The sequence below is a fragment of the Candidatus Nitrosocosmicus sp. R genome (genome assembly GCF_054408505.1).
The window spans coordinates 45416-64787 of the sequence record NZ_CP167090.1; the positions used below are offsets into that span (position 1 = coordinate 45416).

Annotated in this window: 17 protein-coding genes; 9 read left to right on the plus strand and 8 right to left on the minus strand. The window is 33.1% G+C overall.

Annotated features, from left to right (window positions below; genetic code table 11):
* Positions 1-28: 28 nt before the first annotated feature.
* The 3 genes from AAGU22_RS00245 to AAGU22_RS00255 all read right to left on the minus strand — a co-directional run bounded on the left by AAGU22_RS00245 (position 29) and on the right by AAGU22_RS00255 (position 4051).
* Positions 29-424 (minus strand): hypothetical protein, encoded by a 396-nt coding sequence (locus AAGU22_RS00245; protein ID WP_458720243.1) that lies wholly within the window; start codon positions 422-424, stop codon positions 29-31.
* A gap of 171 nt (positions 425-595) precedes the next feature.
* Entirely contained in the window at positions 596-2593 is a 1998-nt protein-coding gene (locus tag AAGU22_RS00250; protein ID WP_458720244.1) for a DUF790 family protein, read from the minus strand.
* 66 nt (positions 2594-2659) lie between these two features.
* On the minus strand, positions 2660-4051 hold the full coding sequence (locus AAGU22_RS00255; RefSeq protein WP_458720245.1) for a DEAD/DEAH box helicase: 1392 nt from the start codon (positions 4049-4051) through the stop codon (positions 2660-2662).
* 263 nt (positions 4052-4314) lie between these two features.
* Between AAGU22_RS00255 and AAGU22_RS00260 the strand changes: the two genes are divergently transcribed.
* From AAGU22_RS00260 to AAGU22_RS00275, 4 genes are all read left to right on the plus strand, one after another.
* Positions 4315-4644: a hypothetical protein gene (locus AAGU22_RS00260; protein ID WP_458720246.1), complete on the plus strand. Its 330-nt coding sequence runs from the start codon at positions 4315-4317 to the stop codon at positions 4642-4644.
* A gap of 63 nt (positions 4645-4707) precedes the next feature.
* Positions 4708-6183 carry a DEAD/DEAH box helicase gene (locus tag AAGU22_RS00265; RefSeq protein WP_458720247.1) on the plus strand — a complete coding sequence of 492 codons (1476 nt, stop codon included), beginning with the start codon at positions 4708-4710 and terminating at the stop codon, positions 6181-6183.
* Positions 6158-7063, plus strand: coding sequence for a DEAD/DEAH box helicase (locus AAGU22_RS00270; protein ID WP_458720248.1), 906 nt, complete (start codon positions 6158-6160; stop codon positions 7061-7063). Before AAGU22_RS00265 ends, AAGU22_RS00270 begins: the two co-directional genes overlap by 26 nt.
* 308 nt (positions 7064-7371) lie before the next feature.
* The gene (locus tag AAGU22_RS00275) at positions 7372-7626 is read left to right on the plus strand and encodes a hypothetical protein (protein ID WP_458720249.1); all 255 of its coding nucleotides are present in this window, start codon (positions 7372-7374) and stop codon (positions 7624-7626) included.
* 647 nt (positions 7627-8273) lie between these two features.
* Here the strand turns inward: AAGU22_RS00275 and AAGU22_RS00280 are convergent.
* The 3 genes from AAGU22_RS00280 to mpgS all read right to left on the minus strand — a co-directional run bounded on the left by AAGU22_RS00280 (position 8274) and on the right by mpgS (position 12410).
* Positions 8274-9227, minus strand: coding sequence for a proteasome assembly chaperone family protein (locus AAGU22_RS00280; protein ID WP_458720250.1), 954 nt, complete (start codon positions 9225-9227; stop codon positions 8274-8276).
* A gap of 303 nt (positions 9228-9530) precedes the next feature.
* Positions 9531-10760, minus strand: a complete 1230-nt coding sequence (locus AAGU22_RS00285) for a glycosyltransferase (RefSeq protein WP_458720251.1) — start codon at positions 10758-10760, stop codon at positions 9531-9533.
* A 432-nt stretch (positions 10761-11192) separates the two neighbouring features.
* Complete coding sequence (mpgS, locus tag AAGU22_RS00290; RefSeq protein WP_458720252.1) at positions 11193-12410, minus strand: mannosyl-3-phosphoglycerate synthase; 1218 nt, start codon at positions 12408-12410, stop codon at positions 11193-11195.
* Positions 12411-13142: 732 nt separating this feature from the next.
* Here mpgS and AAGU22_RS00295 point away from each other — a divergent pair.
* The 4 genes from AAGU22_RS00295 to AAGU22_RS00310 all read left to right on the plus strand — a co-directional run bounded on the left by AAGU22_RS00295 (position 13143) and on the right by AAGU22_RS00310 (position 16690).
* A complete protein-coding gene (locus tag AAGU22_RS00295) occupies positions 13143-13286 on the plus strand; it encodes a kelch repeat-containing protein (RefSeq protein WP_458720253.1) in 144 nt (47 codons plus the stop codon).
* A gap of 30 nt (positions 13287-13316) precedes the next feature.
* On the plus strand, positions 13317-14081 hold the full coding sequence (locus AAGU22_RS00300; RefSeq protein WP_458721713.1) for a Kelch repeat-containing protein: 765 nt from the start codon (positions 13317-13319) through the stop codon (positions 14079-14081).
* Positions 14082-14348: 267 nt separating this feature from the next.
* Entirely contained in the window at positions 14349-16094 is a 1746-nt protein-coding gene (locus AAGU22_RS00305; protein ID WP_458720254.1) for a PQQ-dependent sugar dehydrogenase, read from the plus strand.
* A gap of 218 nt (positions 16095-16312) precedes the next feature.
* Entirely contained in the window at positions 16313-16690 is a 378-nt protein-coding gene (locus AAGU22_RS00310; protein WP_458720255.1) for a VOC family protein, read from the plus strand.
* A 350-nt stretch (positions 16691-17040) separates the two neighbouring features.
* On the opposite strand, the gene AAGU22_RS00315 is transcribed toward AAGU22_RS00310, so the two are convergent.
* Together AAGU22_RS00315 and AAGU22_RS00320 are read right to left on the minus strand one after the other, a co-directional pair.
* Positions 17041-17451, minus strand: coding sequence for a hypothetical protein (locus tag AAGU22_RS00315; protein WP_458720256.1), 411 nt, complete (start codon positions 17449-17451; stop codon positions 17041-17043).
* 727 nt (positions 17452-18178) lie between these two features.
* On the minus strand, positions 18179-18400 hold the full coding sequence (locus AAGU22_RS00320) for a hypothetical protein (RefSeq protein ID WP_458720257.1): 222 nt from the start codon (positions 18398-18400) through the stop codon (positions 18179-18181).
* 242 nt (positions 18401-18642) lie between these two features.
* Here AAGU22_RS00320 and AAGU22_RS00325 point away from each other — a divergent pair, with 242 nt between their 5' ends.
* Positions 18643-19080 carry a hypothetical protein gene (locus AAGU22_RS00325; protein ID WP_458720258.1) on the plus strand — a complete coding sequence of 146 codons (438 nt, stop codon included), beginning with the start codon at positions 18643-18645 and terminating at the stop codon, positions 19078-19080.
* Positions 19081-19372 lie beyond the last annotated feature (292 nt).

Below are 19372 nucleotides of genomic sequence, written 5' to 3' on the forward strand. Positions count from 1 at the left end.
ACACTCTTTCCTCTATCTAGTATTATTCTTATACTCCGGTCATAGTTACTTTGCCCATCATCAACGATTGGTTAATCTCATTTATTTCATGACTTTTATGTTTTCTTCTTTCTATTACATACCCTGATTTAGAATGATAATATATTATCATGTCCGTCGGATAAAATGAAATTATTGAATGGTTGTCAGAATCAGATGCAAGATGTCGAAGGTGGATACTTTCCCATTCAAAGAGTTTGTCTATATTGCCATCAAAATGGAAGTTGCTTCCACAAGCACACTGAACATTTCTCCAGCTTTCCTTAATATTTCTTAACCATTTGTCCTTTTTTGGCACTACTTCGACTTTTTCAATGTTATTCTTTTTACCCATTATTTTTGAATTATTAGATAGCTGCAAATCCCTTTTCTCCGCACTCTTCAAATACAATATATGATCTTCTTATTTTAAATCTGTTTACTTTTATGAACACCCATTATCACATCTATTAGTTTTTTTGAATAAAATGCCTCAATCCAATTAAGATATATGATCTCCTCTGAGGCTATTTTGTAATTCTTTAAAAATATATTTTTTTAATTCAAAAATAATTCGCTATTTGGGTAAATCACTGCTTTTCAATGTCATTTTGGCCTTCGAATAGTCAAGACCATTCCACTCTATATGGAATCCAAGCGACGTGAGTAGATTAATATGTATTTTTTCGGGTATTTTTTTGGAATCTAAAATCTTACATGCTTCGCCCAAATTAATGACATTTTTTATATCTTTCCAAATCACTTCAATAAACTGCGTTTTGAGAATATAATCATCAATCATTAGTAGTCGTTTTTTGGATAACTCACTTTCAAATATAAACTTGAAATCATTATTCTTATCTATCAACTCCTTAAGGCTCACTTTTAAGAATGCATCACTAGTAGTGCAACATTTCTTTAACTTTTCATCTAGGTCACCTAAATACAAATAATTTATATCAGAAATTCTAAATTCTTCTATCAGTCCAATCATATTTTGAATGATCTTGTTCTGATTCTGTGTATTGAGAACATTACGACTTATGTAAATGTTTTCAATATCTTTAATATATTTTAATATCTCTTTGAATGAAATCTTATCGTTCTTGTACGAGGTTATTAACACATTCCTATTATTTTTAATATGAGTTATCTTATATTCTTCATTTAATTCATATGACATCAAATTTTCAAGATTGATCACAAGGATCATGAAAAATTTATCATCATGAGTCTTGTTTTGTACTATTTCAAATATTTTAGTTATTTTCCTTTCTAGGTATTCTTTTGTCCAGAAACCAATGATCTCAACAAATACACTATTGTCAAATTTTGACAAGACAAAATCTGGTATAAAAGCAGTTTTTTGTTTTGTTATCATAGGCTCAGGTTCTCGCTCTATAGTCCATCCTGTTTTAAATAGTTCAAATTTTTGTAAGAATATCTTTTCTATTTTGCTATCAAAAAGCATTGGCACATTAGAATTATCTATGAAATTCCTGATATTGATTTCTTGCATGTTTAAATCCTTTCTATCTTTGGAATTATATTCATCCTGAGATTTCTTGTACATTTGAAAAGGATCTTTCTTTGATTCATTGTCCTGATAAAAGGGATTTTCTAAGTGCATTTTAATCATTTTATCTGAAGGAAATGATTTTGGATAGGATTTTTCAGAAATTTCAAATTCGTAAACTAGTTTCTTTCCACTATTTGTTACCCTGAGAATATCTGCCTGTAGGTGCCATCTTTCTGATTTCATAATTGTAGGTATTATTTTTGATATTGCGCTACCGTATCTATCAGTCAATTTTATTACATTTAAAGCACCTTCAATGGAACAAATTATCGTATTTTCTTTAGAATCCTGGTTTGTTTCATCTACCACATCTAGCCAGTACATTAGACCAAGTCTTTTTACTTCTCTGAGTACTTCTTTCCATCGAGTCCCTAGATTTAGGTTCGACCCTAAACCTATTCTAATTTTTAGACAACCAAAAAGTAAAGTTTGAATCAACGATACATTATAAGAAAGCAGTAACTTATCGACACTGACTGGTACAAATGTACCCATTATCATGTTTTCATCAAGATCAGACCACATTCCTTTTGATAACACCTCATTGGATATTCCTAGTTTATTAGATATTTTCTCAAGAATTGCTTTCCTTGTTTGCTCACTTACGGCGATATTCTGTCTGGCTGATTCATCAAAAACGCTTCTTCTAATATCCATGGCAGTGAAATTTTCTAAAATTTCGATTGGTTGTTTTGACTCATTATGATGAGGGTCTTTTGAGTGAACTTGCGATATGGATTTAAATGTACATCTTTTTTCTAAAACCGAGGCTAATCCCCTAATGAGCTTATAGTCGTTATAAGTTTGCTCCAGACCCTTAAGGGACTGACTCAACTTTTCTTTTATAACGCTATGTTGATAGGAATATTCAAAAACTTGTATGAGTTGTTTAGCTATCTCGACGTCTTTAGAGTTCTGTTCCAGAGAACATAAAATGGGATATATTTTATAACTTTTATTATCCAATTTACATCTGAGTAAATCTGAAGATATCATTTCTTATTCACTAACCATTTTCTGATCATCAGACTCGGAATAATAGATGATATTGTCATTTAGTACTCATTGATCTGATTTATCTATTAATTGCTTTTTATTGCTTATCCCTTTATTTCTTCTGTTGCTAGTAAAGATTTCACTCGTATCGGATGAAATTATTTCAATAAGATTAGCTACGTTTTCAACATCCTTTTTAGGTCTGAGTAATCTTCCCAGTCTTTGAACAAATTCCCTTTTGCTTCCTGTGCCGCTTAATATTATCCCCAAGTTGGCATCAGGTACATCTGTTCCCTCGTCCAACACCTTGGTGGTGACTATAATTCGGTATAATCCTTTCTTGAATTTTTCTAAGATTTCATTCCTTTCTTCATTCTTTGTTCTATGTGTTATGACCGGAATCAAAAATCTGTCTGAAATAATATAGGCCAATTTAGTATGAACCGTAAAAATTATTGTTTTCTCTGTAGTATGACGTTTTAATATCTTTTCTAATTCTACAATTTTTGCATAGCTATTTAGGGCTGTATCTACAGCTTCATTTCTCAAAAGTAAAGCCTTTCTAAGATTGCTATTGTTAGCAGATAGGATAATTAATCTTTCTAGTCTAATGGGATAGAAGATTTTTGCCTCTTTTAACAATTGGTTATATTGAAAAATTCTTCGTTTATATCGTAAAATTTCGTCTGGTAACATCTCTACCTTGATTTTTTTCAATCTAAATTTGGCTAGATGGTTGTCTTGAGATAGTTCATAAAAATCTTTACTGAACACTATCTTTCCTACTAATTTGTAAATATTCACATGTTTGCCATCTTCTCGCTCTATTGTCGCTGTTAAACCTAATCGGTAAGGAGAAATAAATTGTTCTCCAATTAACGAATATTTATCAGAAGCCAGGTGATGTACTTCATCGAATATTAAGAATTCAAATTTGTTTCCTAGATATGATGATTTTAGGTATGCTGAGTCATATGTTGTAATTGTGATACTTTTTATGTCTTCATTGCCACCTCCAAGCTTGCCTATCTGGTTCTTCACTTTTATAATATTTTCCATGGCTTCAAACCATTGTTCCATTAAATTTAGTGTAGGAACTATTACAAGAGTTGAGGTATTTGTTTTCAATATTGCATGTAATGCAATTATTGTTTTGCCTGCACCCGTTGGTAGGATTATACACCCTTTCATATTATGTGTTATCCATCTTTTCCAAGCTTCTTTTTGATAGTCCCTTAATTCATTAGTTATTTTGAATTGGTTCCTATTGAGCGGAATGATGTAATCTCGTACTTTATCCATAAAATCAATCTTATTTCTTCTGAAATAGTGAATTATTTCCGGATAGTAGATACCTAGGGCCCGATATCTATTGATTCTGGGGTCAAATACTGAATATGGGGTATGAAAATCGCCATTTAATAGAATAGTGCCCTTATCATATATTAGCTCAGTCACAGCATTTTTTTTATATGTGATATATCAAGAGGTTTTTTTATTTAAATCTATTTTCAGTTCCCAATAACGCTAGATTTTCTGCGTTTATATCATTGGTCTCATCCTATTTCAATGTCTTTTTCTAATATTTGAATTACCATGACAATTCATTCTGCTCCATCCATCCGTCTTATATATTAAAAGCTTTTGGTATATTATTCCAATTAATGAGTAAATAGATAAAATTAAAAGGATAGTGAATGAAATAATTATTGATTACATAAATGTCAGGTGACGAAAGATTATCACAATTTTTAAAAGAAGGTAAAGATTGGGAAAGAAAACCTACCAACATAGCCGGCGTTTTTTTATTTAAACTTCCTGAATATCGTGGCAGACCAGCATCGATAGCAATAGAAATTAATCCACTCAATTCAAATGGCACTCCCAGTAAAAAAAGAGGGATTGTAATCAAATCACTAGAAGAATTAAATTCCATCTTGGAATTAATTAGTAATTCTAAGGTTTTACAATTAGCACAATCTATTGACAGTGTTAACCCTGAAAGGAAAACCATGGTAAAGAGTGAATCAAATGAGGTATTTGAGATCTGAATATTGATAAGTTCAGTCCTATACCACCATTACTAGCCTTCTCTGATATTTCATAATCCAACTTTGGTCAAGAACTATTTTGCTCATCCTCTATTAAGGGATGAAATTATTAAATATAGACAATACCAGGAGGACATTGTAAATAGGGCGCTATATAAGAATTCATTAGTTGTGATCCCTACATCTTTAGGAAAAACAATTGTTGCTTTATTAGTTAGTCTTGACATTTTACTTAACTGGAAAAAATCAAAGATTCTAATTCTTGCTCCTACTCGCCCTTTGGTGTTTCAACATTTTGAATTGTTCAAAAAGAATACCTTTCTTTCAGACCAATGCATTGCCTTAACAGGAAAGATAGGACCAGAAATTAGAAAAACAATGTGGAAATCCTCTTCGTTTAGGGTGTACTTTGCTACACCCGAGTTGGTAAAGAATGATATCCGAGATGATATAATTAAAAAAGATGAATTTTACTTAATTATATTTGATGAAGCCCAACGAGCTGTTAAGGACTATAGTTATACATCCATTTCTAAACGATTTTACGATAATTCTGATCATGGTAAACATCCACTGGTCCTAGGGTTATCTGCTAGCCCCGGAGCAAAAGAAGAAAAAATCAAAGAGATTTGTTCAAATCTATTTATAGAGCAAATCATTGCCAAATCCGAACGAGATGATGATGTGTTACCATATGTTTTTGATACTAACATAGAGCATTGCTCCATCGAAATGAATGATTATCATAAGGATCTCTCAGCCATCTTGAATTCTTTGATTAATGACAAAATCATCTGGCTAATCAATAACCGATTCATAAGAAAGAGGAAGGTTGAAAGTGTATATAAAAAGGATCTCTTGTCACTTGGAGACTATATAAAATCCAAACTAGATCCAAAAAATATGAATTTTTTCTTACTTACTGCTCTGAAGTTTCAATCTTTATCTTTGATCTTGTTATACTGTCGTGATTTAGTTGAATCTCAAGGCAGTTTTGCTCTCAAAAAATTCTTAGACAATGCTAAAGATAACTCCGAAAGTAAAACTTATCAGGAACTATTTTTGGATTCACGAATAAAAACAATATTCGAAATATTAAAGGATCATATTGATGAACCTCCACCTAAATTAATCAAGGTGTTATCGATAGTTAGTCAGTTTCTTAATTTAAGAGAAGACATGAAAATATCCAGTAATTCATCTAGGGATAATGATGATAATATTACCAAACAGGGTAATTCGGATTACAAAGGCTGCGAAGACAAACTGATACCTACTAATTATCAAAAAAAGATTTTGATTTTTTCTCAATACCGTGATACGCTTGAAGAAATTACAAACTTTCTAAATTACAATGGTATACCTTGTCAAGGATTTTATGGGCAATCAAATAAAAATGGACAGAAAGGCCTCAGTCAGGATAAACAATTATCTATTCTTGGTGATTTTAGACTGGGAAAATTCCCGGTACTTGTTGCTACGTCAGTTGCAGAGGAGGGTCTTAACATCCCCAATGTTGATCTTCTTATTATTTTATGAACCTGTTCCAAGCGAAATTAGGTTTATACAAAGGAAAGGAAGGACGGGCAGATTTTCCAATGGAAAGGTGGTCATTCTAATTTCTGAAAATTCTATCGATACAAAATATTTGGAGATCTCGAAAAGAAAAGTTAATCGGATGAAATCAAGTCTTCAGAATTCAAATTTTACTTTTGAGAAACATGACAAGAGAACTTTCAAAAATCCAGACAAAATGCTTGAATCTGAACTCTTTTTTCTCTACGATAGATCTAAAAAATATTCTGATTTTGTAGATAAAGATAATTACAACGAAAATATTAATCCTATTTTGGATTCTATTACTTCAAATTCCAATAAGAAGATTAAAAGTCTTGTCAAGAAACTATCCTACCGTCATAGTAGCTCCAATGATTCAGAATTATCTGCACCATTTACAAAAAAAAACTTAGAAGATCTTTATGAAGTCTCATTGAATTTGGATAGAAAGAAATTAGTCGAGCGAGTTCAAAGACAAATACATGACTTACTAGGAAAAGCTGGGAAAAGTGGACTAGAAGTTTCATATCTAAATGAGGTAATAGGCATTGATCATGAGATTATTAGAAAGGCGATTGAAAACCTAGCCAAAATGAAGAGAATTATATGGGTAAATAAGAATTCAATTGCATTAATCGAATCTATCAAATTTCTATCTGGAAGTAAATATTCTGTATCCGTTGAAAAGATTGTAATGGGTAAAGCTATTGTAATCGTAAATGAAAAGTGGTATGCTTCTTTGGAACCCAAGGATTACTTTGGTCCTAGGGCGATATTAAAAAAAGGTAATACTTTCCATATTATTGGTGAATTGTATCGACGTGCAGGAACACTTCATTTAATTGTAAAAAAAATAATCTAGCTATTGATATGGTATATTGACAAAACCTTGGTCCTAATGGGTAATCATACTATAAAGGTGAAACACTTGGTTGAACATGATTATTATCCATCCGAAATCCTTATGATATGAAACCTAGTATGAACGCCAATATGGAACCAAATGTTGATATCCAATTCCGTTCTTTATGAGCTTTTGGGATTATGTCGCGATATAGCATGTAAAATATACCACTTGCCGATAGAGCAAGAATTATGGATATAATAAATTGCATTCCCTGAAGAAAGAATGGGCCTACAAGTCCTAAGATTATGGGTATGATGGATACTATGCCAATCGCACCTAACCCTTTCTTTGGGTTATTATTAATAGCGGTCTTTCCTGTCATCATTTCTTTATATGATGCAATTCCTTCAGGAATATTTTGTATCCCTATGATAACAGCTAAAGCAGTTATTGGTCCTGCTGCTGATGCGGCTGTCGACGCTCCAATTGCTAGAGACTCTGGAATCGAATCTAATCCTATTCCTAGTAATATGCCTGCACCCCCACCCTTTTTTCAGCAATATAATCTGCAACAGTGATATTACTGTTTCCAAAGCAAATGCAATCATGGTTAAAACCAATCCCATATCTTTTTTTGCTTCTAAAACTATTTGAAAAATCGCTGCAGCCATGAGTAATCCAGCACTAAATGCAGTTAATGTTAGTATTTTTTATTCTGAAAGTTGTACCTTGTGAGATATCAGAGCACCTACAAAGGATGTACATCCCGCAAACGCAGTAATTGCAATGACCGTTATTACATTAGATATTTCTATCGTCAATCTGATGGACTATTGGTAATATTTCTCAATCTAAAAATCTTTCATTATTCAATTATGTATTTTTTGAAGATCAATTGGTCTAGTTTTATTCCAATTATTGTTAAATTTCTGCTATTTGAATGGAAAATACTACTTAGTATGAATCTAGTTGTATTACTAATATTTACTATTTATATGTATTAGACAATCAAACAATCAAACAATCAAACAATTAAGGAAATCTTGTTATTTGCCATTGTGATTTCAAATATATAATCATCCGACATCTCGAGATTATTTCTTTGTCTCTGGTGGATCATATCATTCTGGAATAATTTGATAATTGTGGGTAGATAAGATAATTCTGATATGCTTAGTCAAGGTGTTCAAATATATGTTGCATTTCTATGAAAAAGATTTAATCTTTACCCATACATCAATCGATGACTTGGAACGTTCCCATCTTCTGGTCCTCCTCCTCCTCCTCCTCCTACTCCAGCGGCACGCTGTTCCTGTTCAGCTTTGATAATTTGTTCTAGCTGTTTTTTCAATTTTTGTCCTTGTTCTCTCAATTGACTTGTCTCAATCTTTAGTTTATTGTCTTTTATGAAATTATTAAAGGATTCAATCAATAGGGAGGCGCCTTCAGGATCAGGAATTCCGCTCGAAGATGGAATGAGAATTGCAGCGCATGGAATTTGATTAGATAAACAAGCAGACAACAATCCGCCTGCAATACCTCCTATGAATGTAGTGTACTTTTTAGTTGAATCTTCAATCGCTTTTCGATTGAAATTACTTTGCGGGTTAAATCCATCATCCAAGGCATATTCGGTTTCACTTCCCTTGTCTTTTTTTACTTCATTATCTGTATCTTCAATTTCTTTATTTGTATTCTGTTCCATATTCTCGCTTGCTAAAATCACTGTTTTTCTATCAGAATCCGGTATGCCTTGAACAGGAATTCCATCTAAAACCATTACTTCTTCTATTGAATTTTTCATCGCCCAATCCATTACTGCATCTAGAACAAAATGTATACCATCCATCATTATAGGCGCTTCGCATACCAAAACGCAAACATTTCCTTCTTTGTTTGCATATAGCCTAAATGGATGCCTTAACTTACCATCAATAAATATTACTCCGGGAGATATATAATGGGATTCTACAAATGCAATCTGATACATTTCTAATTTGTCAATTATATAGCTTGTACTAATTGAACCGACTAGTCCAGGCCCTGGAAATCCAGCAATAAGAATTGTTCGGTCTTTTTTTAAGTTATTTAAGTCTGCAATAGTGATAATTTTTGTCGTAATCGGAGTTGTGGTCGCAGTTTCACTACTACCTGATAATGACGAAGACATAGAATTCATTAATTATCTATACCTCTCATATTTGCTTATTAATTAATATAGTTATTAATGGTTATATGGGAGAAACTTTGTACTAGACATCTTTGGGTTGTCCTATCGTGGGGAGATTTTTTGATTCTTCGTTATTTTATTTTAGAATCTTTGTTAGTATATGATTCATACCTTCTCTGATATAGATTTCGTGTCAAACCTTTCACTAAAAGATAACTTTGTAGTTGAACACCTGTTGAAATAAAATTATATAGATATCAACTCAGTTTGATTACCTTTATGAAACTAAATGGATTCAGTTACACAATGTTGTTATTCCCATATATTTTCCTTGAAAGTCCATTTTTTATTAAATAAGAAATTGCTAACTGATGCTATTGTGACTCCTATTAAGAGTGAAACATCATATGGAACACCTGATTCTCTAAGCATATAAATTGACAAAAACTGTATTAGGATGCCTAATGAACTACATCCAACGAACATTCCGTATTGTCTAATAAATCGGGTCAAATTGACATTTTTGTCTTCAAAAGTCCAGAATTTGTTTAATAAGAAATTCGTGGTTACTGAAACTGCTATCCCGACTGCAGTGGCTTGTAAATATCCAAAGCTTCCCAAGATTCCATTTGATAAAAGAATTGATACCAAATAATTCAAAACAAAGCCGCTAGCTCCTACCGTATAGAACCTGGCCGCCTTTGAAATAAATCGAACCGATTTTCTCTTTTCTAATTGAGTGTTTTGTTTCTTAGATTTCCTTCCATATCGATAGAGTTTCCAAACTGCCTTAACATAATCTAAAATTATTGGAAAGCTAAGTTTACTCTGTCCGTATTTTCGATCCTTAAAGGTATAGGGTATCTCTTTTACCTTGATGGTGTTTTTCTTCTTTATTAAAATTTCTAACAGTATCTTAAACCCGTCAGTATTAAATTCTATGTCGTGAAGTGTATGCTTTGGAAAGGCAAAAAAGCCTGACATCGGATCATAAATGTTTTTTAAACACAATCCATGTCTAGCAATAAAATTTGCTCCAGCACTAAGCAAGAATCTCTTAAAGGGCATCCCCTTGATAGCTCCGCCTGTAATATATCTAGAACCAATGATGATGCAATTAGGTTCCTTCTTTAACTCTGATATCATTCTATTTATTACCTCTGGAGGATGTGAAAAATCTGCGTCCATAATTAGGACATTTTGTCCCTCACTTGTACTGATTCCGTTCACAAGGGCCGAGATCAAGCCCGTCTTTTCTTTTCTATGAACTACCTTAATTGAGATGTCTTGTACTGATTTGTCTCTACGTAAAGTGCTCATGTTAGATTCAATATATTTTTCGACTATTAGACCAGTCCCGTCAGGAGAGTTATCGTCTACTATTATGATTTCTACAATAGTTCCTGAAGGTATATTTGATTGAATTTGATTAAGTAATTCCTTAATATTCCTAGATTCGTTATAAGTAGGTATGATGATAGATACAAATTTTTTAAATTCTGTGGTTTTTGGTATGGTATCATTTACATTTAGCATCGTCATTGGTAATCCCTCATCTCACACCTTTAGTTTATTAAAATACTATATAATATATGCGATTGTTTTCTAATATAAGGATGGGTTTGTTAGATTCAAAATTTGGTTTCCAATTAAATTTTGATTGTAATCTTTCACTTTTATTTTATATGTTTTCACTAATGGATTCCTAATTACTATTAAATGATCTTTATATTTTCATCGACAAATTATATGAATCTAATTATCTTATTTACAAGACAGCAGATAATTTAAATGACAACATGTAGTTTGGGTCATCTTTTTTTGATGATATTCTTTTTGTGATCGATTGGCCTTTCATGATCGATAAAGTCTTGACTAATTTTGCTAAATTGTTGTTTTAATTGATGATTTCTATGATATATTGTTATTTCCTATTAAAGTTAGGACTGAATTACATAATATGATTAGACCATGTTATTTTTCATCAATGTTAAATTGTTGTAATAACCTCGGACTATCTACAACAAGATCATGAAATTTATCTATCTCAATAGTCTTAATCGGATCCATCAAGATAATTTGATTATTCGATTTGACATTACTAAGACTATCTTTTTGATGCAACATGAGTAAATGATTTTTTATATCTGTGGTAATATCAGTATTGCAAATTTTACTATTATTAATTACATTAAGGGACTCTTGAAGCATTCCTTGAATATGTTCATTTCCTTTATTTTCATGGAAGTGGGGGTTTCTTGTTTCAACCTGAAATATTTCTACACCATGCTGTCCGATATCAAATGATTTATTGGAAATAATGCCTCCATATTTTTCTAAAATATTAATTAGTTCATATGGTTCTACTGAATATCCACTAGAGAATTCTAAGTTTTCTGCAAGCGACATAGAAAGTGAGTGTTCTCCAGCATTTCCTGTAGTAATGATATCTCTCTCATATCCGGTAATATAGGAGATCAAGTCATTTAGGTATTTGTTACTGTGTTCAGATATTCTTCCCCATTTCGGAAAATATACTTTGTTGTTTGCTATTTTTGGTTTAGAGTGCCAGCATATTCTTACATTACACAAAGGAGAATTCGACATAGCAAAACCCGCTGCAAAAATCTTGATGTACTCATTCACTGCTCCAGGAAAATAATTGTCACTGTCTACAAACCCTACATACTCTTTCTTAAGCAATTTGGATAACAAGATCCCTATTATCATTCCTTCTGCTTTGCCTTGACGAACTTGATTGTTGAGATCCAAAATTGAAGGATAATTAATCTTGTGGAAAATTCTACTAAGGTTGGGATCCGTTTGATGTATTGTAACAATCCTTTTGTTTGAAAACAGAGAATACTGCTTAACCATTTCTACTTCCATAGCATATTTGTCAACGGGATGTCTTTGGCTGTTTGATACTATGATTATTAGACATTCGTTAGGAATACCACTTAAAACACCTTCCAATAGACTCAATTTTTCATCCTTAACTGGAATCACTACTGCCATGGCTTGAAATGTCTTTGATAATGTGTTACTGTCAAATGCAATGGTCGAACTGTTAAGCTCCTGCGAAGTGGTACTAAAATCATGTCCCGAATCTATTTCATATATTTTTTGAAGTGAGTGAATCTTTACAGCACCTATAGTTTCAGTATATTTAGGTGGAAAATCTAACCTCATTATCCCTAGGCGTATGTATATAAATGTTTAATAATATGATATATTCTAAAAATTCATTCTACGTTTCCATGGGGGTCAAATATTTAACTTTTACTATTGGGACTAGTCCTTCAAAATGATTTAGATTTTCTTTGGACTTTAAGATCAATCCTAATCCAAATAGGTCGAAATTCTAATTTAATCATTGTCACCATATTTAGTTCACTTACCTTGGTCAATTTTAATATCCTTTATTTAATTATCTGTTACTTTATCCAATATTTTATCCCTGTGATTAGGGTAATTGCAAAGAATGGTACTAAATACTTGACTGCTTTATAACAAAGATTAAATGATGTACTCTGGAGCACTGAGATCTTTGTTAGTAAATTCACAATTCAGTGCCAATAATGTATCACTATGTATTATCTCATAGTATCCGTCATTAGGGAAATGATTGAACAAATTGAGACGAATTGCTTAATTGTTGTCATAGTTGACAAAGTACTGTTGAATTGGTTCGTTGATTTCTATATTTCTACAAACTATTAATTGTCATCAATCAAAATGTTATCATATTTGAGGATTGCCGTCAATCTTATATTTATTATGGTTAAACTACGAATATGAAGCTTTTTCTTACACCATTATATGTTCTGTTTATATCTTGTCGATCTTTTTTATCACAAATTTTTTGGTTTATATAATCAATTCGTCTTTCGCAGCACCGACCTCTCCGGTGAATCCATTTGGATGGGGAGTAAAACTTTACCAAATGCAAGAACCGAAGTAACAGCATCCAATTTGGATGAGGCAGTTTATGTGATAGGTGGTTTTACTTTTGACGGTAAAATTACACATATTGTCGAAATGTACAATTCAACTGACAATACCTAGTTTCAAAATATAACGTCGTTACCTTTACCTATTCACTATGCTTCATCAGGCATCTATGGGGACAAGATCTATGTGGTTGGAGGATATACAGGGAATTGGCTCCCTAGTAACAATCTGTTCATTTACGATCCAGCTACCAATAATTGGACTTTGGTTAATCCTATGCCTACACCACGAGGTTCGCCAAATGCAAATTTCGTTAATGGAATATTGTATGTAATTGGAGGAGATAGTTACGATCATTCTCATGTAGTTGTTGAAGGATCTAATCCGATTACCAACGAATGGGTGACACTAGCTTCGATGCCTACAGCAGGGCATCATGCTGCATCTGCAGTAGTTGATGGAAATATTTATGTGATGGGCGGTAGACTCACTGGTTCTTTGGTAAACGTAGATGTAAATGAGAAATATAATCCTTTTTTAGACGAATGGACTACTGATCTGCAACCCATGCCGTCAAAAAGGAGTGGTGTTGCGGCCACATCGGTAAATGGGTCAATTTATGTATTGGGAGGTGAGCAAAATCAAGGAACGTTTGATAATAACAAACGTTATGACGTAGCTACTGATGCTTGGAGCGAAGAATTGCCAATGCCCACTGCTCGTCATGGATTGAGTATCGCTTCATATGACGATAAAATATATGCAATAGGTGGTGATCCACATACTGGATTGACTGTTTCGAATAAGAATGAGATTTATTATTTTGAATTAATACTGAATCTAGTTATTGACCCTTCTCTGATCCTTGTTACAATTTTCACTAGTACCAATTTTGGGGGTAGGATTTAAGGTTATTAGAGAAAAAAAGGAATATCATTGTAGGGAGGGGGCTAAGATACTTTTACTCATTGTTATGTGTTAGATGGACCCTAATTCTATTGGATAAATCCTATGAATTTCACTACTATTTCAATATATTCTTGAGAATCCAACATTGTTATGATATTAATGTTTTGCATACTTATTCTTGAAATAACTATGCAGGCATGAACATTGACGGATTATTACGAAACCTTAATTAAATTATGATATTTCTCTATATTATTAGACTTACCTATGTTTCATAGATCAAAACTATTGATTTCTTTTTTCGCTATATCTTTGATTTTACTTTCTACTATAACTTCTTCATATGTTCAGGTTTCTTATGGGGCTTATGCTAAAGCCCCTTTATCCCCAACTGGACCGACAGTTAACGATGATACCCTTACGGTTGAAAAAATAGCTGATGGTTTGGATTTTCCTACCAGTATGGCGTTTCTGGGTCCTAATGATATTCTAGTCACTGAGAAAACTACGGGTAAAGTGATGCGAGTTACAAACGGTTTTGTATTGCCTCAACCTGTACTTGATGTACCAGTAGCAAATGCAATAGAACGCGGCTTACTAGGAATAGCCGTTTCAAAGCAACCTGACGGCAAAACTTATGTATTTCTATCTTATACTGAATCAGGCGACGGTGTAGATGGCAGTGATGTTGATGCTCTTGTAGATCCATTAGGAAATCGATTATATCGTTATGAATTTGTTGATGGTAGATTGATAAATCCAGTATTATTACTGGACTTGACTGCAATTCCTCCAAATACAAGGGCTGAACATAATGGAGGTAAAATCCGAATCGGTCCTGATAATAATGTCTACTATTTTATAGGGGAAGTCGGAGGTCACAGAACCCAGGCCCAAAATATAATAGCTGGGCCTGCCCCGAATGGTCTAGGAGGCGTACTTCGAATCACTCAAGACGGTGGTATAGTAGATCCCGGTGATCCAATATTTGGTGAAGGGTTGCCTCTTAATGTATATTATGCAATGGGTATTCGAAACAGTTTTGGCATGGATTTCGATCCATTGACAGGGAACTTATGGGATACAGAAAATGGACCAGTAGCAGGCGATGAAATAAATCTTGTTTTTCCTGGCTTTAATAGTGGTTGGTTTCAAATCCAGGGCTATGTGGACAAGGATTTATTAGAACATGGTACCACAGAAGCAGATTTGGTCTATTTTGGAAAAGGTCAATATGCTGATCCAAAATTTGTGTGGGATACGACAATAGGTGTGACAGCCCTTAAATTCTTAAATTCACATAGACTTGGAGATCAGTTTGCAAACAATATGTTTGTAGGTGATATCAATAATGGCTTGTTGTATAGATTTACACTGAACGAAGAGCGGGACGCTATTTTTGTAAATGATACTTATGTTGGTAATACAGGATTATTAGAAGATAATGAAGTAGATGAACCTAAAGAAAATCAGCCTCTGATCTTTGGACAAGGTTTCGGGGGAATAACCGATATTCAGGTAGGTCCAGATGGTTACTTGTATATTTTAAGCTACACTGGATCAATTTATAGAATATTGCCTATATCTGATAGCATTGAACCAAAGTCTCAGCCAAGTTCACCTCCAAGCTCCCCTCCACAAAATGGTACTTCAGCTTCCAAGTCCGTTTCGGCAGTCATTTTGGGAATAGACGGTGATAATTCCTATTCACCAGAACCTATCGAGATTGAATCTGGACAAACAGTAACGTGGATTAATGGAGATACCATATCTCATACGGTAACCTCTGGACAGGATGGTGACTTGGATGAGGGCACTCTATTTGATTCTGATGCTATAATTCCAAATCAGTCATATAGTCTGACATTTGATAGTCCTGGAGAATTCGGCTATTATTGTATATATCACCCCACTATGGTTGGCGAAGTAATAGTGAATGGACCAGATACATCTTCACCTACATCAGAAGATTCCCCAGATGAAGAGTCAGATGAGGAAGATGAGGATGAGTGAAAATATGGATCCATTTGGATTTCTCAAGTAACTCTTACCAAAATAACTAACTAACTATACTTTCACTCCCATACCCATTTTTATACATATAGAGCATATTAACCTATGAAGCAATTGAACCATGATCAAAAACTACAACTACTACTACCTGACTTTTTTTTGAACTTATGTTTTTATAGAAGTGTTGACTTGTCAAATTCACAGCGGGGGGATTTATTATGTTAAGTAGCAAGAGTGCACTAGCAAATATAGCTGTTGAGAATCTGGAAATTTCTAGAAAGTTTTATGAGAATACTTTGGGACTGGAGAAAATAGACTCTGTTGGAGATGAAGTGGTGGTTTATAGATGTGGTAACTCTGCCATTATAGTATATCAATCACAATACGCTGGAACTAATAAAGCTACTAGCGCGACTTGGATAGTGGGAGAGGATATCGATGTCTTGGTAAAGGAACTTAAATCTAAAGGTGTACAGTTTGAACATTATGACATGCCTAATACAACATTAAAAGATGATATTCATGTTGATGGTAACATGAAAGTAGCATGGTTTAAAGATCCCGATGGTAATATCCTAAATATTATTAACAAATGACCACATACAACTATTCTTCAAGCAAGCGACAATAGTTGTTCATTTTTATCTTCTCAACCACAGAGAATTCTATATTTATAACCATAAAGCAAAAGAAAACAATGTGATTCATCGTGAAATTAATCATATTCTCGCGATGCTATTATTTCTTTAACGTCGACATACTGCTATATTATAATCGATGAGAATGATACAAATTAGTTTCTTTTCTGATTTCTATAATGTTCTAAATAAAAATACCTTGCCATTCATTCGGGTAGTAAGTGAATGACAAGGTAACGTCTTCTTTATCTTGTCTGTGGCTTATGGATAGGGCGTGTATTCGTAGCCCAGCATTCAACGTTGTCCTACTAATTTGTATCGCTATTTGAGCTGGGGGCAATGTTGTCGCTACTGTCGCTACTGTCGCTACTGTCGCTACTGTCGCTACTGTCGCTACTGTCGCTACTGTCGCTACTGTCGCTACTGTCGCTACTGTCGCTACTGTCGCTACTGTCGCCAGCATTATCACTGGATGTTGTGCCAGTATCTGCCTCTGGATCATAAATCGGTCTAAAACAATCTCTTATTTCGCTTTCAGATGCAAATGCCTTTACGCCTTCTGATTGAGTCAGACAATTAGAAAATTCTTCATAATTATTTTTTCCTGTTTCAACATTTTCGCCATTAGGTTGAGCAAATACAGAATAACTTGTTATGCCGGATGCGGCAAACAACGATGCTATCGCAATTACGATGGTAACAGTTATTTTCTTAGTCATGTTCATTAAATTTATCTGATTAACATCGTATAAAAACATTAACATCGTATAAAAATAGGGACTTGTCTTTCTACTATAGGGAGTTACCACAAATTTTTCTATACCCTAAGAGTTTGTTGTCATACATTGTGAATAGTTAGACACAAAATGGATTTCATTTTTAGGTTTTAGTGTTATTATAAGTTACCAAGGTTTTCTACCCCTATCGTCAGCAAATAGACAAGCAAGATTGCAAAAACAAGCAAAATATCATCTAAATAAAAAGCGAAGAGTTGACGATATTCAATTATATTTGTTTTTCTTAGTACAAATATTCATCAAATCTTTATAAAGATATTTTACTATATATAGAATATATTTGGGTAATTATAGATAGTTTTGTGTCTAAAGAGACACACATATTTTTTCTAAAAAAGGTCAAACATCTAAAGCACCGATGTTAATTCATTGCTACCTAGTATATGTCAATTTAAGTTTAAAAGGCAGAGATCTAAACGGAACTGGATGAATAACAATTGAGTATCGATTTCAGATTCTATATTACAATTTGTCATCATTATATCTCTCCGGACTCAGACCCTAGAATGAATCGCTAGAGAGGAGCTTAACAATAGATTATAAAATTCAGACTAACAACTTTCAAAATCAAATATCTAAGGATAACTTTTTAGATACATAAAAAAAGGAAATTTGGTTGTATAAGGATGATGTTATTTTGATTTGCTATTTATTGTGTAGTTGTGCTATTGTCTGATGTGCTATTGCCCATCATGGTATTAGCGTCCATTCCCATCCCTGTATCTGATAATTCTGTTGTATTATCAACCGGCGTAGAAGAAGAAGTATTCATTGTCATGTTTTCTTGGGCGAATACTGACGTGCTTGCTCCTATTAATAAAATTGATGCGGCTAATACGCCAATGACTGCAACTGTAAGAATATTGTTCATTATCAGATCCTTTGCAACAATGTTTATAACATTCCACCATTCTTAAAACATGATATAAATTAGTATCGATGAACCAGAATATCGTAGCTTACTTTTATAATTGCCATTGACCAGAATTCTATAAATTAACGTTTTATTCAAAAGTGTAAGATCTTTTGAATTATTTGTGTATCTATATGAATTTATTTGATACAATAGTCGTAATTTTCTTTAAATATAACCTATAGAGTATTTAAATTGAAATGAAGAACATTATCTTCCTGAAATCAGCAATCATATCCATGCTTTTTGTAACAATTGGTATAACATTTGGAGGGTGGACATCAAACAATGAAGTTTCTGCTCAATCTAATAATCAAGAAAATAGTCAGGTACTTGCTGAATTGATCGCAAATTTAACCCAAGCACAAAATACTGTATCAACTAGTAATTCAACAGTATCAACCGCTCAACTAACTGCAATAATAGGGGAACTTTCTGATATTCTCGGTAAAATTACAACTGATAACGATGGTCAATATTTAGATGAACATACTCACTTCTTTACTCACAACGGTCATACTCATACCGTGACCCATACTCATCCTCATCATGCAGATCATCATAGTCATCATCAGAGCTGGACTGAAAAACATCATATCTTTGATCCCAGTAATTGCAAACCAGGTAGAATGTGTTAAATATTCTACCCATCCTATTTGCTCTTAATTTTTTTTCCTGTTGTGAACTATTTATCATTTAATGGTTTTAGTTAGATGTCGTAGCAGTATATTGATATTTCATTTAATAACCTTAACCTCATTGCGTTCCTTAGTCCATCGTCAGGAGATATTTATTTGTTTGATAGATGAGTAGGATCGATTAATAGCTGGGTTAGGGTTTATGGCTTTAGAAAACATTTGTTGATAAGCTCTAATGATGCCCTCTTAGGTATCTGATATGTGATATACATTAAATTCAATCATACAGTTC